Below are 20,208 nucleotides of genomic sequence, written 5' to 3' on the forward strand. Positions count from 1 at the left end.
TTAATTGTCCTTTTTCTTGGGTTCTTGTACTTTATTTACATTGGATGAATCCGCTTTTTTAAGCGCTTGCTTAGGGATGGTACGTGACGCTTTTTGCTCCTCATCTTTTTTGGAATCTTTTGGCTTGGCATCCTCCACACGTTGCATCAAGGCCTCATCAAAGAATTCCTCCTGAGGAATATAATCATCTAAACCTTTAATTATGGGTAGTATTAAAGGGGGATCATCTTTAAACAAATCTTCAACGCTCTTTGGGCGTTCTTCTTCACGCCAATCAAAACCTCTTAATTTTCGTGCATTATCTGGAAACTCTGATTCTGGCCATATATCGCCATCCACTTCATCTAGTAACGTAATGATTTTATAATCTTCCAAGATTTTCAAATTGATTTTCCCTGATTTGGATTTGTTGATACCAATCAATTCCTGATCATCATCTCTTGAATAGTTAATGACCTCTGCATTTTTAATGATATCCACATTATAAAGATCATTGTCCTTAAAGAGTCCTATCAGCCGTTGTCCTTTAATTTGATTAAACCCAGCGCCAAGCGTGTCTTTGCTAATTAAGAAGGCATTTTCAAAAACCAAGAGAGAATCCAGTTGTTCCGTTTTGGGATTAGAGATCAGGTGAATGGTGTCTCCCGTCATTTGATTGCCGAGATTCCAAAGAATTGGCCTTCGTTTGACGGTGAAAATGTCAGTAGAGGAGAAGCGCTCCAGATTAATTAGTTGTGTCAATCCAGATTTGTGATCGGCATGAATGGAATCTGCTTTTCCGCTCAAATCACTTTTAAATATTTTAGCGTTATAATAAGCTCTGGTGATCCGATGTTCTGGCTTTCCGGTTACCATTAACGTATCACTATACATGTAAATAGAATCTTTCTCTTGGACTGTAATCGCCAAAGCGCGTTTGGTTATAAATACAGAATCTTTGGCGCGCCAAATTTCAGCATAATGCCCGCGTGCGATACTGTTGTTAATGGTATCTGTAACAACAATGTTGTTGGTTGCGGAAGCAAAACTTATTTTTCTGTCAAAATACATGCTGTCCCCTTCAAAAACGCGATTTTCATAATTGATCTTTGAGTTTTTAACAAAATACCCCGTGTCGTTATTGGTGTCGTAAAATCCGCGTTCTGCATAGATGGTATTGGTTTCACCGACGATTGTAGAGGGGCCAAAAAGATACGCATGTCCTGTTTCTGTATAAAAATCAAGATGTTCCGTATTTAACGTGTATTGTGGATTGACCAAAACCACATCTTGAACAAACTGATATTTCTTGCTGTTCATATAGTAGCGACCAATTTGACTGGTAATAGTGCCAGAAGTGTCTCTTACGACTTTCCCTTTGTTTTGGTAGTAGGCTTGTTGTTTTATACGGTCAAAATGAAGTGTGTCTGTGGTTAAGACAGATTTTGGCTCTTCCAATACCACATCGCCGCTTGCAAATGCCAATTGGGTTTTACCACTATACTCGGCATATTTAGCTGTCATAGTAATGGTGTCACCTTGTTTCATGACTACATTGCTGTAGGCCTCAATAAAATCTTCTTTTTCGTAATAGACGGCTTGGTCACACCATAAATTAATGCCTTCATGGGTAAAGTGAACCTGTTGGGTATTATCTCTTGTGAAAACGGAAACGCCAGGACCTCTTAGGCTGTCAGAATCGACAAAACCTGAATATTCTACGCGGATTTTTTTGAGTTTTTTAGTTTGTGAAGTTGCCGACAAGTTCAAGCCTAAAAATATAGCTGCAAAAACGTATAATGCTTTCAAGGTGTAACAAGTGGTTTTCAAAAGTAACTCTGTTGTTTAGGAATTATTTTGTGTTAACATAAATTTAGGCGTCTTTCTCATAGTAATGATGATTCTTAAATTCAACAATCTCTTATGATTGGTACACTTATATTACACTTATGATACCGTTTAAACATGACTTCAAAGATATAGACAATACAAATTGCGCCTCGGTTGGTGTCAAACTATGAAACCTGCCTGATTGCACAGGCAGGCTCGTTTCTAAACTTATCTTACAATTGTTTGCTTTCTGTCTGGACCAACGGATACTATAGTAATTGGAATTTCGAGTTCCTTTTCCAAAAACTCAATATAATCTACTAAGGCTTGTGGCATTTTGGAGGCATCAGTCATTTCGGTTAAATCCTCGTTCCATCCCTTAAAGTCAGTATAGATAGGGGTAACGTTCTCTGCCTCGATGTTATATGGTAAATGGTGAATAATTTCACCTTTATAATTATAGGCGGTACACACTTTTAAATCTTTGAATCCTGAAAGGACATCGCCTTTCATCATAATTAATTTGGTCACGCCATTCACTTGGCAAGCATAACGCAAAGCTACTAAGTCTAACCACCCACAACGACGTGAACGTCCGGTGGTAGCGCCAAATTCGTTACCAACCCTGCCCATGGTTTCTCCAACTTCGTCGAACAACTCAGTAGGAAAAGGTCCTGAACCAACCCTTGTCGTATAAGCCTTAAAGATCCCAAAGACCTCACCAATTTTATTAGGTGCAATACCTAAACCTGTACAAGCGCCTGCTGCAGTAGTATTTGAAGAGGTTACAAAAGGATAAGTTCCAAAATCAATATCCAATAATGAACCTTGTGCCCCTTCCGCCAAAATAGTTTTACCTTCTTTTTGTGCTTGGTGTAAATATTCTTCAGAATCAATAAATGTCAATGTTTTTAAGACCTCAATAGATTTGAAGAACTCATTTTCAAGTTCTTGTAGGTCATATTGTAATTCAACATTGTAAAACGCAATCATGGCTTCGTGCTTATCGGCTAAAGCACGGTATTTATCTTTCCAATCCACCAATTCTATATCACCAACTCTAATCCCATTTCTACCGGTTTTGTCCATATACGTTGGGCCGATACCTTTAAGGGTGGAACCGATTTTGGCTTTTCCTTTAGAAGCTTCGCTTGCAGCGTCTAGTAAACGGTGTGTTGGTAAAATGATGTGTGCTTTACGAGAAATCAACAATGACTTTTTATAGTCTACATGCTGTTCTTCAAGTTTATCCAGTTCTTTGTTGAAAATGACAGGATCAATGACCACCCCGTTGCCCACTAAATTGACAGTGTCTTCGTGGAAAATCCCTGATGGAATGGTATGCAACACGTGTTTTTTGCCATTAAAAACCAAGGTGTGCCCAGCGTTTGGTCCGCCTTGAAAGCGTGCAATAATATTGTATTTTGAGGTCATTACATCGACAATTTTTCCTTTGCCTTCGTCTCCCCATTGTAATCCTAGTAGTAAATCTACTGCCATTTTAAGATTCTTTAGATTGTTCGTTTTTTGTTCCGTAAAAGTAAAGTGAGTGGTTGGTGATAGAGATGTCAAAGACTTCTTCAATCGTTTTTTTGATCGATTGGATTCTTGGATCGCAGAATTCGAAGACCTCACCGGTATCTGTTAAAATAACGTGATCGTGTTGCTTATCAAAATAGGACTTCTCATAATGTGCCTGATTTTGACCAAATTGATGTTTTCGCACCAGAGCACATTCCAATAATAGTTCAATAGTGTTATAAAGCGTTGCACGACTCACACGATAGTTTTTGTTTTTCATTTTGATGTAGAGAGATTCTATATCAAAATGTTCTTCACTATCATAAATTTCCTGAAGTATGGCATAGCGTTCAGGTGTCTTGCGATGCCCCTTCCCTTCTAAAAAGGTGGTGAACACGTTCTTTACGATTTCCTGATTGCTATGTTTTGTTTTTAGACTCATAAGTTATGCTGCAAATTTACACTTTTTAAACTCTTGTGACCTTATCAATCCCGTTAATTTTTTTTAGATTATCCATGAGTTTATTAAGCATGGTATTATTTTTAACCACCACATTGATTTTACCCGAAAAAACACCGTCATCACTTTGAAAACTAATGCTTTTCATGTTAACATGCATGTTGCTGGAAATTACTTTTGTGATGGTGTTTACCAGTCCCATATTATCAATTCCAGATAAGGTGATTTGTGCGGCAAATTCCTGCTGTGAAGAGTCAATCCATTTGGCTTGCATAATTCTGTAGGCATAATTTGATTGCAGGCTCAACGCATTTGGACAGTTCTTTTTATGGATTTTTATACCTTCATTTATGGTTAGGAACCCGAATACTTCATCACCAGATATAGGGTTGCAGCAGGCAGAAAGTTTGTAGTCCAGTTTTTCTTCCTCCTTACCAAATACCAACATGTCGTATTTGGCAGTGATTTCGTCCTTATCGATATTTTGAACAACCGTTGGCTTTCGGATCTTACTTTTGATATAGCTCATAAAAGCGTTGCTACGTGAGGAAGCAAAATCCTTAAGCATTGGGTTGTCTATAGAGCCAATGCCCACTCTAAAAAAGAGGTCTAAACTGGTTTTTAGTTTGAAGAAAACGACCATTTCATTAATGGACTTTTCATCTAGAGTAATCTTGAGCTGCTTTAATTTTCGTCTTAAAATTTCCTTGCCTTCTTCTGCAACTTCTTTCTTTTCGTCTTTTAATGACGATTTAATCTTACTTCGCGCCCTAGCTGTGGTTGCATAATCCAACCAGTTGCTGTTAGGTTTTATGTTTTCTGAGGTCAGTATTTCTACTTGGTCACCGCTTTGGAGTTCGTGGCTTAAAGGCACCAATTTTCCGTTGACTTTTGCCCCTCTGGTTTTCATGCCAATTTCAGTGTGGATACTAAAGGCAAAATCGAGCGGTGTTGCACCCTTAGGCAAAGACTTTAAATCACCTTTGGGAGAAAACACATAAATTTCTTTAGAATATAAATTGAGCTTAAACTGCTCCACAAAATCTACAGCATTGGTTTCATTACTTTCCAGGGCTTCTTGCAGTTTGTCAATCCAAGTATCCAATGCGTCTTCAGCATTGCCTTCTTTGTATTTGTAGTGTGCTGCGTACCCTTTTTCGGCAATCTCATTCATGCGCTCACTTCGAATCTGCACTTCTACCCAACGTCCCTTAGGACCCATAACAGTAATGTGCAAGGCTTCATATCCAGTTGATTTAGGAGAGGAAATCCAATCCCGTAATCTTATAGGATTCGGGATAAAGTGATCCGTCACAATAGAATAGATTTTCCAAGCGAGAAATTTCTCATTGGCAAAATCCGATTTGTAAATAATTCGTACCGCAAATTTGTCATACACTTCATCAAATGAAACACCTTGTTTGAGCATTTTCCTACGGATGGAGTAGATGGATTTAGGGCGTCCTTTAATGTCATAGTTCAAACCTTCCTTGTCTAAAGAATCTACAATTACCTTAGAAAACGCTTGAATATATGCATCTTGCTCTTCTTTGCTCTCTTTTATTTTGTTGTGAATATCTTTATAGACTTCAGGTTCCGTATATTTTAGACCTAGATCTTCAAGATCACTTTTAATATTATAAAGCCCAATCCGATGGGCCAATGGCGCATAGATATAAAGTGTTTCAGACGCTATTTTTTCCTGTTTATCAGGACGCATAGAATCCATGGTTTGCATATTGTGGAGGCGGTCTGCAATTTTAATAATGATAACGCGTACATCATCATTGAGCGTCAACAGCATCTTTCTAAAATTTTCGGCTTGCGTAGAGACATCAGCCTCTTTACTCAATGATGATATTTTTGTAAGCCCATCAACAATGCGCGATACCGTTTTACCAAACTTTTTTTCAATGAATTCATGGGTGTAGTCAGGATTATCTTCTACCACATCATGCAATAACGCCGCAGCAATGCACGTCGCGTCAAGCCCAATTTCTTGAGCTACAATTTTTGCCACCGCAATGGGGTGAAAGATATAGGCTTCTCCTGATTTTCGTCGTTGATTTTTATGTGCATCAACGGCAACATCAAAAGCTTGTCTTATCAGTTTTTTATCGTCAACGGTAAGGGTTTGGTAACTTACTTTGAGCAGTTCCTTGTAGGCTTTTGCAATGGCGGCATTTTCCTTTTCTATATCAACTTCTGTCATAAACTAAATGTAATACAAAGAAAGTAAATGGGCAATATTTTTCGGGGAGAATTCTTTGATTATCGTGCGTCGTGCTAGAATAGTGGGCAGATGTTCTCTTATGGTCAAGTTTTCTTTTTTTGGAGTTCTTAAGTAGGTAGGCTAGCTCTTCCAACTAAAAAATCTAGGTTGATTTTTTTATGGAGGTCCATAAGGTTTTGGATAGGATGGAGACGTCTATGTTTTTAAGCTAAATAATAAAGGTTTATAGGTAAACGTGATGGTCGGTAAATTTTACTTTTGTAATTAGTTAAACTACCCTAAATACAATGATGTCCTTCGAACGAACCCAGGAGAAATTAAAAATTCTTGCCGACGCTGCTAAATACGATGTCTCTTGTTCCTCCAGTGGGAGCAATCGAAACAATACCAACAAAGGTCTTGGAGATGCCACGGGAATGGGTATTTGCCATTCCTATACTGAAGATGGACGTTGTGTGTCATTACTGAAAATCTTATTGACCAACCATTGTATTTTTGACTGTGCCTATTGCGTCACCCGCAAAAGTAATGATATCAAAAGAGCAGCGTTTCAGGTTCAGGAAGTGGTGGATTTGACCATTAATTTTTACCGTCGGAATTATATCGAAGGTTTGTTTTTGAGTTCAGGTATTTTTAAAAGTGCGGACTATACCATGGAGCGCTTGGTAGCAGTGGCGAAGAAATTGCGTTTGGAAGAAAACTTTAATGGTTACATTCATTTAAAGTCCATACCTGGAGCTTCAGATGAATTAATGAAAGAGGCTGGACTCTACGCGGATCGGTTAAGTGTGAATATAGAAATTCCTACAAAAGAAGGTTTGAAATTACTGGCACCCGAAAAAAACCGGGAAGATTTCCTTAAGCCGATGCTAAAGGTGAAAAACGAAATTATTCAATATAAATCTGAGAAGCATATTATTAAAAGTACGCCAAAATATGCACCGGCAGGTCAAAGTACACAAATGATTATTGGGGCCAGTGGTGAAACAGATCAACAGATCATGTGGACGTCCAATTATTTCTATGAAAAATTCAACTTAAAGCGTGTCTATTATTCTGGATATATTCCTATAAGTTATGATTCCCGTTTACCACAAATAGGCACAGATGTGCCGATGCTCCGAGAAAATAGGTTGTATCAAACAGATTGGTTGATGCGTTTTTATGGATTTAAAGTGCATGAAATAGTGAATAATGAGCATCAAAATCTAGATTTGGATGTCGATCCAAAATTAGGATGGGCTTTAAGAAATATGGAACATTTTCCAGTTGATGTGAACAAAGCAGATCAACTGATGCTGGCTAGAATTCCGGGATTGGGAATGAAGTCCGTTGGTAAAATAATTCAGGCAAGAAAATTTCGAAAGTTAAATTGGGAACATCTTAAACGCATGGGCGTTGCGTTGAATAGAGCAAAGTATTTTTTAGTTTGTGATTCTCGAGATTTTGAACGAAGAGATTTGACAGGACCTCAGTTAAAATCCATCATCTTGCAAAATTCGACAAGTAAATATCAGAAAATATTAAGTCCGCAATTGAACCTTTTTGAATAAGATGTTAATAACAGAGGAGCATACTCTTATTTATGACGCTACTTTTGATGGCTTTCTTACGTGCATCTTCCATATTTACGAATTAAGATTGCAAAGTGTTTCTTTCCAGAAAAGTGACAATGTGCAAGAATCATTATTTGGAAGTTCTACTGAGATTGTGACAGATTTACAAAAGGCCGATCGGGTATGGAAGGGCCTTAAACAGAAGTCAACGGCTATAGGAAGTTTGCGTTTGTACTATGCGTTTTTAAGTGAGCAAGTCCATGTAGAATCGCTTTTATTGGTTTATATTCAGCAAGCTCTCAGGAGTAAAGTTTCAATAGAATCTGATTTTTCAAACGCAATTGTGTTAAAGATTTCTCAAATTGCTAAAAGTGTAGGTAGAGAAAAGCATAGAATGGAAGCTTTTGTGCGTTTTAAATTAACTAAAGACCATGTTTATTTTGCGAATATCGAACCTGATTTTGATGTGCTTCCGCTTATTTCAAATCATTTTGAAAAAAGATATGCCGATCAAAAATGGATCATTTATGACTTAAAACGCCACTACGGATTGTTTTACGATTTAAATAAGGTGGACATCATCTATTTAACTTTGCCCGAGAATTTTGATGCGACAAAAACTTCCATAGATTATTTTGCCGTTGAGGAATTGGAGTTTCAAACCTTGTGGCAAGATTATTTTGAGAGCACCAATATTCCTTCAAGAAAAAATATCAAATTGCATGTGCAACATGTGCCCAAGAGGTATTGGAAGTATTTGAGCGAAAAGTTGCGCTAGGCCTTTTTTTATTGTTGAAAACCTAAGACCTTTTTTTAACGTAAGTAGGACGTGAACACCTATCTTTTTCTATGCGTCTTTTTTCCTACAGTTCTATTTTCCCAAAAAATTGACTACACCGTTTCTTATCGCAATATTGAAAACGACACATATTTTCGTTTTAATTATGACAATGATTATTTTGATGCCACAGATCGGAATTACACGCAAGGTTACAGTTTTGAGTTGGTGATGCCTAGCCTAAAAAAGAATCCAATTAACAAGATTTTACTTGCTCCAAAAGAGAAAATCAAACGTTATGGGTTGGCGATTGAGCATATTGGCTATACGCCGCGCTTTTATGAGCGTCCTGAAATTCAGTATGGCGACAGACCTTTTGCCGCTGCCATTATGTTGAAGAGTTTTGTGAGTACCACAAATACCTTACGAAAAACACGATTAACGTCGTCTTTGAGTCTCGGACTTATTGGCCCTGGAGCGTTTGGTAAAGAGATGCAAGTAGGCATCCATGAAGCAACGGGAAATGATATTCCATTGGGCTGGCAACACCAGATAAAGAATGATCTGGTCGTAAATTACGGACTCAACTTTGAAAAACAATTAGTAAGAATTCTTGATTTATGGTCTTTGCAGGCTCAGTTTTCTGGAAATTTAGGAACACTCTATACTAACGCATCGTTCGGGTTGAATAGTAGTTTTGGAATCTTAAACGCTCCTTTCTCTTCTTCTGCTAAAAGAAAATTTAATCTTTATGCCTATATGCAACCGATGGTTTCGGTAATTGGTTATGATGCCACATTGCAAGGCGGCCTCTTCAATAAGAAAAGTGCATATATAATAGATGATAAGCAAGTGGCGCGATTGACTGCGCAGTTCAACTATGGATTGGTGCTACAGACCCGAACGCTTTATTTTGAATATACACGGTCACTTATCACCAGAGAATTTGAATCAGGTACTTCTGCAGGATGGGGAGGCATCAAGATAGGATTTACTTTTTAAGAAAACAGGTCAGATTCCTAATAGATATTTGTTTTTACCCAGATTATTTACTTGGTTGCTTCAAATAAATGAGAAGATCCATTGGCTTGGAAGTTTATGTTTTTAGCAATGCTATAATTTCTATCTAAATTCCCAAAAGAAGCGGTTGTTTATGGCTAACTTTGCCTAAACATACTATTAATTTTCTGAATACTTATGTCCCAATTACTTTTTAACCCTTTTAAGGATCTAATTTTTGATGAGCATTTTTGCTTTCTTTCTGGAGTTTTGACCACTGAAGAAATGACCGTATTTCCTAAGTGGCTCATGGCACATTTTAAATTCGGGCATGAACGGGTGGAAATGATGGATAAAGCAAAATCCTATCATTATGAAGATCTTAAATTACCGTGTTCCCCAGAAGTCAAGCAGGCTTTTGAGGAGTTGGATCTAAAAATTCAAGACGCTTATAAAAATGGATTCGAGGGCATGGCAGATCTTGATGAGAAATTGCTTTTTCTATGGACGGGTAGAATGGTGTATGGTTTGTTGTATTATGAAATGGTATATGAAAGAGACCGACTGTTAAGAAAAGGGGAAGATTTTGAACTTTCACCCTCTTTGAAAGCACGCTTTGGCCACTTTCATCTCATGCTACAATCTATTATTGAACCAATTTCTTTTGTTGGGAAAAAACCATGGAGCATCGTTGTATTTCCGTTGAAATATTCTTCTGATATTTTTAGTTATCGTGACGATACGATTAATCTAATGTTCTCTTTTGGCGTCAATGGTTTTGGATTTATTGCCTGTTTACAGGATAATGGAGTTATCGAAGAAAAGCAAAAAGAGGTCCTAGAGAAAATAGAAGGTCATGTTTTGCATCCTGTGCAGTTTGAAGAGTTGTACGCTCGGTTTCATTACACCGATTATATCTTACAGTACGTACCCGAATACAAAATCGGAAACGATGATCATGGGATTACAATAGAAGTTGACTCAGACGGTAAAGCGCCACTTTTTGGTTTTTGGAATGAAGATATATTTGCCCAGTTACTTTCCAATTACTGGCAGGTTTACGGTATTGAAAAGGATGATATTCTCCAACCACAAAGACCGCTACTTAGTTTTCTTGAGAATCCTTACACGAAAGACTTTGTGCTGCCAAAATCTATTAATCTGCCCTTCTAACATTTATTTTAAGAGAAGTTTTAATGATGTATTTAAAACAAAATAGAGAGGCTAAAAAACTAATACTCGCTCTATTTATGGCCATTGGCTTTGTTTCGTGCAAATCTTCTCAAAAAGAAGATGACATCTTAGTTCTTGCTGAACGCTACTATAAAAGTCTTGATACTTCAGATGATTCTGCAATTGGCGCCCTGTTAGGTGATAGTGTCGTCGTCAGAGAATGTGAAGATGATTATGAAGAAAAATTTTCTCGAAAAGATTATGTCGAATGGTTGAAATGGGATTCAGTATTTGAACCCCAATACGAAATCCTTGAAATTGCACAAGAAAATGGAGTTGTAAAAGCAAAAATCTCAAAAATCGATAAAAGAATCTTATTACTTCACGAAGAACCCATAGTTTGGAATGAAACTATACGATTTAATGATCATAAAATTGATCGCGTTGAAAGAACCAAGTATTTGGTTTTTAATGATATCCTATTTCTCAAAAACAGAACGAAACTCTTGAGCTGGATTGATGAGAACCACCCTGAACTGAATGGTTTTTTGAATGGTCAAACGGAGCCATTGGGAAAGAATTATTTAAAAGCCATCGAATTCTATAATAACAGAAAATAGAGCGTAACAACATTTTGGTCTGATTGATCCTATCTTTATAATTGGGGCAATAAAGTTATAGCGTTTTTTGTTCATGGAATTGGGCATTGAGACAAAATAATCAACCCTAATAAAATTTGTTATTAATTGATAGGTAAAATGAATGGTATTCTCATTTTCTAGGTTGATTTCGTGGCATGGGAACTCTTATCCATTCTTTTGACGATTTGGGTTTGTTATTTTTTGCTTCAAGTTTTGCCGGTGCATTTAGTTTCTTTAGGTTCTGCTTTTTTTGGTGGGCAATAAAAAGTGGTGAAGTTATTTTATAGACATATTTTATATGGTACACAAAAATAGGTAGGGTTTTCGTAGGTTTCGACTTTTTATCTGCTAAAGCGATTTTTAGAAATGTCCAATCTGGGTGGGTGTCATCTAGATCTGGCCGCAGACGATTTAGATTCTCAATATAGTTGTGATAATACTTCGGGAATAGTTTGAATCTAGAGTCAAAGGTTTTGAGCTGAATGTAAAATTGATCAAGATCAGACTTGGTTATTTTTGCTTGACTTTCAGAACTTGAAAGTCTGGTTCTGAATTCTGAAATTGAAGTATGAAATCTCATGTTTACGGTTAAATTATATTGATCTAAATAAAAAACAAGGTAAATACCACCATCGTCCTGATGTTCACGTGGGAATGTAAAAATACGCATTCATAAAAAAAACACCATTTCAATCTTAAATAAAATGATGCGAAGTTAAATCTTATAGAGCGGACAGATTTAAAATTACAGTATTAAATTTAATAGTATTGATACACTCATGAATCTTTTTAATTATTTTTTAGGATAATATAGTATCAAAACAAACTCATTTAGTATCTATTGCTAATGGTTTTAAATCTTAATTTTGCGGGCTTCATAATTAATAATTATAGATATGACAAAACCAAGGATTGCATTGGCTATCGGAATCATCTGCATTTCAATATTTCCAATTTTGGTAAAGTTAAATTTAACGCCAGGGCTGATATCGGCATTCTATAGAATGGCCATCGCTTCTGCCGTGATTTTGCCTTATGTGCTGATTACAAAACAGTTTAAGGTAACTTCCCGAAAAACATTTTGGCTCTCTGTTATATGTGGGGTCGTTTTTGGTCTGGATGTAGGCGTTTGGAATATTGCAATACAGCAATCCACCGCAACGCAAGCCACCCTGTTGACAAATTTATCGCCAGTTTGGGTGGGAATTGGTGCCTTTCTATTTCTTAAAGATAAACCGAAACAAAATTTTTGGATTGGTACTATAGTGGCCATTGCTGGAATGGTGCTTTTAGTGGGTTTTGATTTGTTTTTGAACTTCGACTTCAACTTGGCATTTACCTTTGGAATTCTTTCGGGAATGCTTTATGCCATTTATATGTTAACTAGTAAAAGGATTTTGGGAGAGATGGAAGTGATGACTTTCATGACCATCAGTTTACTTTCTTCTGTGGTTGCTCTGGGTGTTTTAAGTTATGCCTTGAATGAACCTTTTGGCGGGTTTTCTGATGAGGGATGGTTGGTATTGGTTATTCAAGGACTGGTATGTCAGCTTTTGGCGTGGTTGCTGATCAGCTTTGCCACCAAACATATGCGCGCCACACGAGTATCTGTTAGTTTGTTGGGACAAGCGGTATTGGCGTCCATATTGGCTTGGTGGTTACTTGATGAACAGATCTCCCTTCAAATGGTTATTGGCGGATTTGTACTTCTTTTTGGTATCCGACTCACGTTTTACGAAAAAGCATTTTTTAAAAAAACAAAAGATTAAAATTACCAATTCCGATAGTTCACCTCTGAGTGAAATTTTTCTTTCATTGTAAGTGTGCCTACATCATTGTTAAAAAGAGTGATTGAATGGCTGCTTGGATCCTACAGTTTCTACAATATGAAACGGCGTGCGATTCTGTCCGTCTTAAGCTGCGAATATTTTAATTAGCGAATGCTTGCTAGAACTTTCAAATCCGCTTATTTTCGTAAAAAATAACTCAGTGTGCAGTCCTCATTCCATAGTTGACGATATTTAAAAAGATATTTTTGGCTTTTCAGGATCATGGCGAAATAACTGCATCACTAAGTTTGTCTTTAACCTAATTCCATAAAATTATATGAAATTTGCCATAATCAAAGAACGAAAAAATCCACCAGACAGACGCGTCGTATTTTCTCCTAGGGAATTAGCGGAAGCAAGGTTAAAATTTCCTAACGCAGAATTTGTTGTAGAGTCAAGTGATATTAGGGTATTTCCAGATGAAGCTTATAGAGCTTTAGGGTTTGAAGTAACCGACAATATCTCTGATGCAGATGTGATGATCGGGGTAAAGGAAGTGCCAATTGAAGCTTTGATTCCAGGTAAAAAATACTTTTTCTTTTCGCATACAATCAAAAAGCAATCTTACAATAGGAAGTTGCTACGGGCAATTCTGGAAAAGAATATCGAATTGTATGATCATGAAACCATCGTTAACAAAAGCGGTACACGCTTGATTGGTTTTGGCCGTTACGCCGGTTTAGTTGGCGCATATAACGCTTTTAGGGCATTAGGCCTTAGGGATGGATTATTCAATTTGCCTAAAGTTGAAACGCTTTCTGATTTAAATGAGGTAAAGACCGAGTTGGATAAAATTAGTATTCCAGCAATAAAAATAGTGCTTTCAGGAACTGGAAAGGTGGCCCATGGTGCCAAAGAAATTCTAGATCATTTGGAAATAAAGGAAATAGGTGACGCCCTGTTTCTCACGTCAAAGTTTACAGAACCTGTATATTGTATGGTGGATGTCATGGAATATAACAAACGTAAGGACGGAAAAGTGGGCAATAAACAACAGTTTTATAAGGATCCAACAGGATACGTGAGTAATTTTATGCCTTATGCCAAACAGAGCGATATGTTTATTGCGGGACATTTTTATGGCAACAATGCACCTTATTTATTCTCTCGAAAAGATGTAAAATCTGCAGATTTTAAGATCAACCTTGTGGCAGATATCAGTTGTGATATTGATGGTCCGGTTGCTTCAACCTTAAGAGCTTCAACAATTGCTGATCCATTTTACGGCTATAATGCTAAAACTGAAAAGGAAGTTGCTTTTGATGCTCCAGGTGCCATAACCGTCATGGCGGTTGATAATTTGCCTTGCGAGCTTCCAAAGAATGCCAGCGAAGGTTTTGGAGAGATGTTTTTAGAGAGCGTCATTCCCGCTTTCTTTAATGATGATGAACGTGGCATTCTTAAACGTGCCAAAATTACTGAAAACGGACAACTCACCAAACGTTTTGACTATCTACAAGCTTATGTTGATGGGAAATAAAAAAAAGCCTGAAATCTTAATTTCAGGCTTTTTCATGAGATAAATATCGCGATTAGGACTTTAAGATATCAATCATAATGTCCATTTCCTTGATCAGTTTTTCGTTGGAACCACTATAGCCCACCGATTTAAATTTCACGCGTCCATCGGGTCCAATAATCACCTTTGTAGGAATTCCTGTAATGTCATATTTTCCGGCAACTTCAAAATCTCTCGTGCCTTCAATTTCAGAATCATAAACCACATGGAAATCATAGTTATTACGCTTGATAAAATCTTCTACCATTTTTTTTCTAGTGGCTCCACGTTCAAAAGTGTCCACGAATAATAAGACCACTTTATCATTGTCTTTGTATTTTGTGACCACCTCTTGCATGCCTGGGAAAGATGCTTTGCACGGTCCACACCAAGTGGCCCAGAAGTCTAAAATGACTGTTTTACCTTTTAAAGATGCTAAAGACACGTCTGTCCCGGCCATATCCTTTAAAGTGAAGGCTGGCGCTTCTTCATCGAGCATCGTTTTTTTAATGTCAGCAACTTGCTTGTTATAGGCTGCTTCATCCAAGACGGCCAATTTATCCTCCACATCTGTTGCCGACGGATTCCCTTTAAGGTATGCCGTTTTAAAAGCCTCTTTTATTTTTGCAGTGCCATGGCCTGACTTGATGAAATTTTCCGACTTGTTTTTAACAAGTTCATATTGATTGTCTGCTAATAGATATTCAATATAACGTTGATTTGCTTCAGGATCATCAGCCTTTGGGCCTTGTGCTTTTTCTTGGTAGGTAATAGCTTCCTTGACTTTGTCCTGTTTGAATAATATCAAAGCATAAGTGTCAGCAAACATTCTGAATCGAGAATCTAAGCTTTTTAAATATTGATTTTTAGTGGAATAATCAGATTTTAGCTCTGGATTTTTCTGTAACGAAATGATTAAATCCACCGATTGTTTAGACATCTTTTCAGCGCTATCTAAGTTTTTGCCACTTTCAGCCAATGGCCATGCCAGGCTATTTAATGTAGAAGCTCTATTGATTTTATCATCAACCATCGAAAGATATTTTTCGAAGTTGGTCATATCATTGAGTTCATAATGTTTTTTTGCTAACGTACTAGCCATAAAATCACTAGTATTATCGGCTTTTGCTAGGTCTAGATAGTTGGTTAAAATTGTTGATTTTTTATCGAGATCCGTTTCTTCATCAAAATGCATATACATGGCATTACGAGCAGCCGAACCTTTTGGGAATTTCTCAACGGTTACAGCATTAATAGAATCATACTTAGTCTGTTGGCCCATCATGTCGTATAGGTGCATCATTGAGGCATATTCTAATTCTGATGGGTCAGTTTTTTTAGATAAGGAATCTAAATAGTCGCGGACTAGTTTTTCGCCTTCTGATTTGTCATTTTTATAAACCAGTTGTAAATAGGGCACCTCCCAAGTGCTTTTAAGTCCAGGATTTGAATTTAAATCAGTTTTTAAGATTTCCATAGTTTGTTTGGCATCCCCTTTAATATCGTAATAGCGACCATCTGTTATTGCAAAGTAAGATAATGCCGATTTGCTACCAGAAATCTGTTCGCCATTTTCAGTATATAAGGCTACCAGATACCCTTTCTTATCGTTGGCATCATAGGTGTCATCAGCTTTTATGATAACAGCAAATGCGACGGCAGAATCTGGAATTTTTATTGATGCTTTTTGCTGGCCATCTGATTCTGAAAAATCAATGTCTAAAGGATAGTTGTTCTCCCCCACCATGTAGGCATAAAATGCTTCGATTTCATCTTCGCTCGCGTAAACCAGATCTAGATTTTTACCAGGTTGAGGATGCTCATTGGAGATGGTCAATTGCCCCATTGTTAGTGATTGCGTTTTCTTTTCAGATTCCTGTTTACAGGAGAAAAATGTAAAAAGCATTAAAAATGAGTAAATAGAGATTTTTTTCATGTGGTATTTTGGATTTATTTGATCATAAAAATACAGAAAATTCAGTTATTCATTAATTGAGTGTGATATTGAATTGATAAGAATTGGTTTGTGGAATCTTGGAGATCAGTCGATGTTAAATGTTATTTGGATTTTCGGTGTGGATCAAACCTTTAAATGCCAATAACTGACACTTAGGAAAAGACTAAAGGTCAAGGTAAGGACACGTGCCGTAAAATGGTAAAAACATCCTCAAACAGCTGAGCAGGATATTGTATGATTTCCCATGAATTATATCTTAACTATCGTTCCAAATACATCCCGAACTAGTTAAAGGAAATGGTATTACAGCTAAAAATAAATTCCAGATCAGAAATAAGATAGAGAAAGATTGGTTGAGTTTCATTCGGAGACTTAAAGTACAATGCTTAGAGCCATAGAGACCGTTAGCATGGCTACTGTGTTGAACCGATTAAAAACGAGAGTTTTGAGATGTTCCATTTGAATTAAATTGATGTTCAATGAAGAGTATAGTTATAATTCCGAGGGTATAGGCAAGCAAGTCACCAAATTGAAACGTGTTGCCAAAAATGAGTTTTGCTGCAGTACTGTGACTTAGATGCATGTATTCTAAGAAATTGAATAGTTGCAAAAATTCGATGGTATAGGCAATTAGTATTACTGTGATTCCAACAATTTTAGGTTTAGTGTTCCAGAAGCTCCTGAAAAAACAGTACAATAAAATGACCACTAAAAAATCGCCAAAAGTATGGCGGATAAATCCTGATTTTAAAAAGATGGCAATGGCGGTTTCTGTTGCCAGAAGAAAAAGAAACCAAAGAAAATACCTCATGTTGAATTCAAATGCCATACGTTATTCGATTTTTAATTTTTCACCTAAATATTTCGGCTGAACATTGAATAAAACATCAATACAAGCCTTTACTCTTGCCAAATATTCTCTTGCCCTGGTTTTTAGTCCATAACGATTATCAACATCTCTCGCGTTATAAGCAATAGCATCGATATTGAAGTTCTTGGCCAAATAGATGGCACGCTCATTATGGAATTTCTGAGAAATAATGGTAAAAGCATCTTGTCCAAAAACTTCTTTGGCTCTAACTACGGAATCCAAAGTTCTAAAACCCGCAAAATCCAACACAATCCTTTTTTCTGGGATTCCTCTTTTCATGAGATCATTTTTAAACGTCGTGGGTTCATCATAATATTCGTTGCCATTGTCACCACTGATTAAGATAATATCAATTTTTCCCGCTTTAAATAAGGCAACGGCAGCGTCAATCCGATAGGTATAATAGTGATTTATTTGACCTTTCGCAACATATTTGCTGGTACCTAATAACAGACCAATTTTATTTTTGGGAAGGTCACTAATTTTGGTGTACACATGGTCTTGGGCCTTATAAATAATCCAATAGTTGGTTGAAACCAATGCAAGAACTATAAAGAGAATAAGGAGTAAAATAATTTTTAGAAATTTCATATGAGTGGACGATTGACGAGTTTAAATTCTCTTGTTGAAAAGATAGCTTGTCGAAAATCATCTATCGGTACATTTAACAATTTTTTATAATCGTAATGGTGAAATGGGTTGCCTTGTTTTCCTAATCGAAAGGATCTGAGATAATAATTGTAATACTCAGGTAAAATTGCGAGTAAGATGGCACCATACATATACAGACTTCTTTTGCCATTGCTTAAACACAAATAGTGCAATGCAATTTCATCTTCCACTTTGGGGCCATATCTCGTTATCGTGTGATAGGGATGGCGTTCAACTTTTGAAATCAATTCAAGACCGTATTTTTCTAAGAATAATCCCAAATATTTTCCAATAGTATTTTCGGGAGAGGTGAGGAGCTCTGCCCTATAAGTCCTCCAAGGTTCATGATTTTTAAAAAGTTTGGGGAAAATGTTCTGAGACATAACAAACATCCATGAAATCAGTTGTTTTCTATAGCCCGTCATGAAGCATTCGTCTTTGAGAACCACATCCAAGAATATGACGTCGTAATGAATGAGGCCATGAAAAATGCAACAACGTGATTTTCAAAATTACTGGACACGATGAAATAAGAGCATAGACCAAAATTTAGCGTACTGTAATATGGAAAGATCCTATTAAAACCAATTTCTTTAGGGTCGCTCTTCTTTTCGAATGCTCGAAAAAATGGATAGATTGTGAAGCTGATCACTATTGCACAACAACTAAAGACAGGAATTATTGAAAGGATCAGCAATAAGAACATGTCTGCCTCAAAAGTTTTTGAAAATATGATTAACCAAAAAAGTTAAGGTTGCCAAAATGGTCGATTTAAACAAATTTTGAAGTAGGTCCATCAGTCAAAAGATTTACTGATTTTGAGGTTGTCATAGGTCCATTCCTGCCAATTTCTATGAGAGACGGTTTCAATGAAATCGATATATTTATCTCGGATACGTTTTTTATAGTGGTCAGGAACTTGATGCTGTTCAGAATAGTTATAGAGTGAGGTAGCGTTATTGTCGATGACGTCAATCAAATAGCCCATATCGATACCTTTGACATTATTCAAATTGTAATTTGTAATGGCATAATCCCAATCTATACAACTCGATCCTATCAATACAACAAATGCAACCTGTGTATTGACTCTAAATAGAAACCATAAATTTTTAATGTTTCGAACCTTAAAAAATGTAGTCACTAGACCAACCAAGGTCAAAAAGAGATAGATAAAAACGCCAATACGTTTATAGGTAAGCCCGAAAATTGCGACGTAATTAGTGTTTTTTGCGGTAATTAAGATGATTAAGCCAATATTGAGAATGATCCATAAATAGGAAAGATTTTTAAGTGTGTTATTTTGTTTGTAAAAGTTGAGATTGCCTCGAAAAAAATAAAGAATGATAATAATGGCGATGATAATAGACGCAATCAAGGCGTTAATGCCATCATGGACCTGACTTGATAAAGCTGGAGCTGTGACGCTGGTATTGATAATCAAATCATAAATATCCGTGACGCTATAAAAGACCAATAAGATATTGAGCAACGCCAGCAGCACAATGCCTAATTGTTGTTCTTTTTTAAGTTTAATTTGAAGAAGTGGCTCAGATGGGTACAGGTGATTATCAGTGATGAGGTCTTGTTCTGTAGCGGGATTAATGGCTACCGGTGTTAGGATATTGTTGAATAGAAAAAAACATAGTGCAGTAAAGAGCAACCATTGAAAATTGATAAAGTCAAAATGAATTTCCCCAATGACGTCATTAAAAACAGGATTTCCATTTTTATATAAAAGAACGAATACAATACCGATAACTAGAGGAATACCAATCAATTTTGCGAGCTGTAGATAATCAATAATGGTTTTCGAAATTGGTTGTTCTGGATTGTGTTTTGAGTTGACTTTTCTATGGAAATATCCAGCAATAGTAGAATAGAGGCCATTTAGCCAACGGATATACATAGAAGATCGTGATTCTGAAAATGTTCCAATGAGAGTGAAAAATGCAACAAAATTTGAAAATATTGCGAGTACGGAATGGTTATAAAAGACCATAATCGCAGATAGAATATAGGTTGAAATATACACTATGGTCGTTTTTTGTCTGGCTATTGTGGGATGTGTCAGTATTAAAACAACGATAGTCATTAAACTAAGGATTGAAAGATTGATGCCGATGTTCTGGCCATAAAATAAGGTGCTGAATAGAAGTGCGGCAAGGATGGTGGTAATAGTTTTCATAGTTTAATTTTTAAAGTACTTTGTTTTTCAAAGTGAATTGATAA

Annotated in this window: 17 protein-coding genes; 7 read left to right on the forward strand and 10 right to left on the reverse strand. The window is 36.6% G+C overall.

Annotated features, from left to right (window positions below; translation table 11 throughout):
* From G525_RS0101530 to G525_RS0101545, 4 genes are all read right to left on the reverse strand, one after another.
* Complete coding sequence (locus tag G525_RS0101530; protein WP_245577708.1) at nt 1-1,809, reverse strand: OstA-like protein; 1,809 nt, start codon at nt 1,807-1,809, stop codon at nt 1-3.
* 228 nt (nt 1,810-2,037) lie between these two features.
* Nucleotides 2,038-3,309, reverse strand: coding sequence for an adenylosuccinate synthase (locus tag G525_RS0101535; RefSeq protein WP_027124574.1), 1,272 nt, complete (start codon nt 3,307-3,309; stop codon nt 2,038-2,040).
* Between the two features lies 1 nt (nt 3,310).
* A complete protein-coding gene (locus G525_RS0101540) occupies nt 3,311-3,772 on the reverse strand; it encodes a Fur family transcriptional regulator (RefSeq protein WP_027124575.1) in 462 nt (153 codons plus the stop codon).
* 25 nt (nt 3,773-3,797) lie between these two features.
* Nucleotides 3,798-6,002, reverse strand: coding sequence for a RelA/SpoT family protein (locus tag G525_RS0101545; RefSeq protein WP_027124576.1), 2,205 nt, complete (start codon nt 6,000-6,002; stop codon nt 3,798-3,800).
* 311 nt (nt 6,003-6,313) lie between these two features.
* Here G525_RS0101545 and G525_RS0101550 point away from each other — a divergent pair, with 311 nt between their 5' ends.
* From G525_RS0101550 to G525_RS0101570, 5 genes are all read left to right on the forward strand, one after another.
* On the forward strand, nt 6,314-7,576 hold the full coding sequence (locus tag G525_RS0101550; RefSeq protein WP_027124577.1) for a putative DNA modification/repair radical SAM protein: 1,263 nt from the start codon (nt 6,314-6,316) through the stop codon (nt 7,574-7,576).
* A gap of 1 nt (nt 7,577) precedes the next feature.
* A complete protein-coding gene (locus G525_RS0101555; protein ID WP_027124578.1) occupies nt 7,578-8,357 on the forward strand; it encodes a TIGR03915 family putative DNA repair protein in 780 nt (259 codons plus the stop codon).
* Between the two features lie 51 nt (nt 8,358-8,408).
* Nucleotides 8,409-9,359: a lipid A deacylase LpxR family protein gene (locus tag G525_RS0101560; protein WP_027124579.1), complete on the forward strand. Its 951-nt coding sequence runs from the start codon at nt 8,409-8,411 to the stop codon at nt 9,357-9,359.
* A gap of 195 nt (nt 9,360-9,554) precedes the next feature.
* Nucleotides 9,555-10,529 (forward strand): hypothetical protein, encoded by a 975-nt coding sequence (locus G525_RS0101565; protein WP_027124580.1) that lies wholly within the window; start codon nt 9,555-9,557, stop codon nt 10,527-10,529.
* Between the two features lie 23 nt (nt 10,530-10,552).
* Nucleotides 10,553-11,149 (forward strand): hypothetical protein, encoded by a 597-nt coding sequence (locus tag G525_RS0101570; RefSeq protein ID WP_157491851.1) that lies wholly within the window; start codon nt 10,553-10,555, stop codon nt 11,147-11,149.
* A gap of 151 nt (nt 11,150-11,300) precedes the next feature.
* On the opposite strand, the gene G525_RS0101575 is transcribed toward G525_RS0101570, so the two are convergent.
* The gene (locus G525_RS0101575; RefSeq protein WP_157491852.1) at nt 11,301-11,750 is read right to left on the reverse strand and encodes a hypothetical protein; all 450 of its coding nucleotides are present in this window, start codon (nt 11,748-11,750) and stop codon (nt 11,301-11,303) included.
* A 316-nt stretch (nt 11,751-12,066) separates the two neighbouring features.
* Between G525_RS0101575 and G525_RS0101580 the strand changes: the two genes are divergently transcribed.
* Nucleotides 12,067-12,939 (forward strand): DMT family transporter, encoded by an 873-nt coding sequence (locus G525_RS0101580; protein WP_035478744.1) that lies wholly within the window; start codon nt 12,067-12,069, stop codon nt 12,937-12,939.
* A gap of 337 nt (nt 12,940-13,276) precedes the next feature.
* Nucleotides 13,277-14,479 (forward strand): NAD(P)-dependent oxidoreductase, encoded by a 1,203-nt coding sequence (locus G525_RS0101585; protein ID WP_027124584.1) that lies wholly within the window; start codon nt 13,277-13,279, stop codon nt 14,477-14,479.
* A 52-nt stretch (nt 14,480-14,531) separates the two neighbouring features.
* On the opposite strand, the gene G525_RS21565 is transcribed toward G525_RS0101585, so the two are convergent.
* From G525_RS21565 to G525_RS0101615, 5 genes are all read right to left on the reverse strand, one after another.
* Nucleotides 14,532-16,433, reverse strand: a complete 1,902-nt coding sequence (locus tag G525_RS21565; protein ID WP_051209684.1) for a TlpA family protein disulfide reductase — start codon at nt 16,431-16,433, stop codon at nt 14,532-14,534.
* A gap of 451 nt (nt 16,434-16,884) precedes the next feature.
* Complete coding sequence (locus G525_RS0101595; RefSeq protein WP_211222896.1) at nt 16,885-17,265, reverse strand: ribosomal maturation YjgA family protein; 381 nt, start codon at nt 17,263-17,265, stop codon at nt 16,885-16,887.
* Between the two features lie 21 nt (nt 17,266-17,286).
* Nucleotides 17,287-17,916 (reverse strand): SanA/YdcF family protein, encoded by a 630-nt coding sequence (locus tag G525_RS0101600; protein ID WP_027124586.1) that lies wholly within the window; start codon nt 17,914-17,916, stop codon nt 17,287-17,289.
* Nucleotides 17,913-18,425 (reverse strand): hypothetical protein, encoded by a 513-nt coding sequence (locus tag G525_RS0101605; RefSeq protein WP_245577709.1) that lies wholly within the window; start codon nt 18,423-18,425, stop codon nt 17,913-17,915. The genes G525_RS0101600 and G525_RS0101605 overlap by 4 nt, the downstream gene beginning before the upstream one ends.
* A 347-nt stretch (nt 18,426-18,772) precedes the next feature.
* Nucleotides 18,773-20,164 carry a DUF4153 domain-containing protein gene (locus tag G525_RS0101615; RefSeq protein WP_027124588.1) on the reverse strand — a complete coding sequence of 464 codons (1,392 nt, stop codon included), beginning with the start codon at nt 20,162-20,164 and terminating at the stop codon, nt 18,773-18,775.
* Nucleotides 20,165-20,208: the final 44 nt, after the last annotated feature.

Origin of the sequence: Gelidibacter mesophilus DSM 14095, assembly GCF_000423005.1 — a bacterium.
Classification (GTDB): Bacteria; Bacteroidota; Bacteroidia; order Flavobacteriales; family Flavobacteriaceae; genus Gelidibacter; species Gelidibacter mesophilus.